This is a genomic window from Saccharomonospora sp. NPDC046836, from assembly GCF_040645195.1.
Lineage (GTDB): Bacteria > Actinomycetota > Actinomycetes > Mycobacteriales > Pseudonocardiaceae > Prauserella_A.
The window spans coordinates 1-1632 of record NZ_JBEYXW010000121.1; the positions used below are offsets into that span (position 1 = coordinate 1).

Consider the following 1632-nt stretch of genomic DNA (forward strand, 5'->3'; position numbering starts at 1 on the left):
GGCTCTGGCGCACTTCCGGTGGTGGTTATCCGAGGAGGATGCGGTGGCGCAGGAGAGCGAAGCCGGCTCTTCCGTACATCTGCCGCTTGAGCAGCTTCGTCTTGGTGTTGACGCCTTCGGTGCGTCCGTTGTGGTGGTTGAGGGTGATCGCGGCGGTGACGGCGTCGATGTCCTGGTTGATACCTCGGGCGAAGGAGTGCACGTGGGGTAGATCGGCCTCGTGTGTGGCGGTGGTCCATTCCGCTAGTCGGGCCGGGTGGTCTTCGCGGGGAGCGAGCAGGGCGGCGAAGGAACGCACGGCGGCGGCCAGCGCGGTCATCTCGGAGCAGGCCGCGGTCAGGGTTTCGAGTCGTTCGCGTTGCCGTTCGGTGAGATTCTCGGGCCGGGTAAGCAGTAGCCGGGCAGCCCGGCGTGGCGAGAGGTGTGGATGGTCATCGAGGTGCCGTCCCTGGTTGAGGTAGCGCACGAGGAGATTGTGGCTGCCGTTGTAGCCCAGCGCGCGGATCTCGGCCAGCAGTGCGGTGGCCCCCACCGCCGGTTCCTGTTCACGGCGAGCGCGGAGGTGGTCCCGATAGGGGTCGACCATGCAGGAACGGTACTTGGGGACCCGCTGGACACGTTCCGGTGTAGCGGCGCGGGCGTATCGCTTGACGGTGTTCATCGCCAGGCCGAGGCGGCGTGAGCAGTCCAGCAGCCCGACTCCGGCGTTAAGCAGGGCATGGATCTGCTGCCACCGCTGGAGAGTGGTCTCGGCGAGCTTCCCCTCGCGCAGTCCCGTTGCCGTCGCCCAGCACGCGCTGTGGGCCGCGACCTCCTTGGCCACGGCATCGCACAAGCTGTGCCAGACATGCCATCGGTCGGCGACCTGGACCGCGTTCGGCAGCGCGTCCCGCACAGCCTGGGCATACGCTGCTGAGCCGTCCCGGCACACGACCTCGACTCCCGGATGGGTTCTTAGCCAACCGGCTACCACCTGCGCGCCGCGCCCGGCCAGCACGTCGATCCGGGCACCGGTGTCTGCGTCGATCACCACGGTGGCGTAATCATGGCCCCTGCGCAGGGCGAAGTCATCGATCCCCAGCACCCGCGGCACCGCGCGCTCCGGCAACGGGGTGCCCAGCAGAACCCGCAGCGCAGTGTCCCGCCCGACCACGATCCCGAGAGCCGGCAGCAACCGGGCAGCCGCCCTGCCAGCCAGCTCGCGCACGACACCGCGGACCTGTTCACCGAGCCGGACGGTGCGTCGCTGGTATCGCTCGACCAGGCCTGGTACCTGCTCCCGGAAGGTCTGCCGCGCGCATTCGGTTACGGGGCAACGCATCCGACGCATCCGCAACCTCACCAGCACCCTACGTCCATCGACCGGTACATCGGCGGGAATCCGCTCATGGAAGGCGTGGACCCGGCCCGTGGGAGTGCCACAAGCAGGACACGGCACCTCATCGCCCCTGGTCGATGCCCGCACCACGATCACATCGCCAGCATCCTCGACATCCTCGATCGACAGCGCCGAAAGCCCCGAGAACACCGCGCTGACCCGCTTCGCCATCTCAGCCACAAACGATCATGGCAACCCCAAACCCCGGCTCCGCCGGGGACCCACCACGCCACCACCGAAAGCGCGCCAGAGCC

The 1632-nt window shown here is 68.3% G+C and carries 1 protein-coding gene; it reads right to left on the minus strand.

Going from position 1 to position 1632, the window contains the following annotated elements:
• Positions 1 to 25: 25 nt before the first annotated feature.
• Entirely contained in the window at positions 26 to 1549 is a 1524-nt protein-coding gene (locus tag ABZ863_RS35620; protein ID WP_358544193.1) for an ISL3 family transposase, read from the minus strand.
• Between the last annotated feature and the right edge of the window lie 83 nt (positions 1550 to 1632).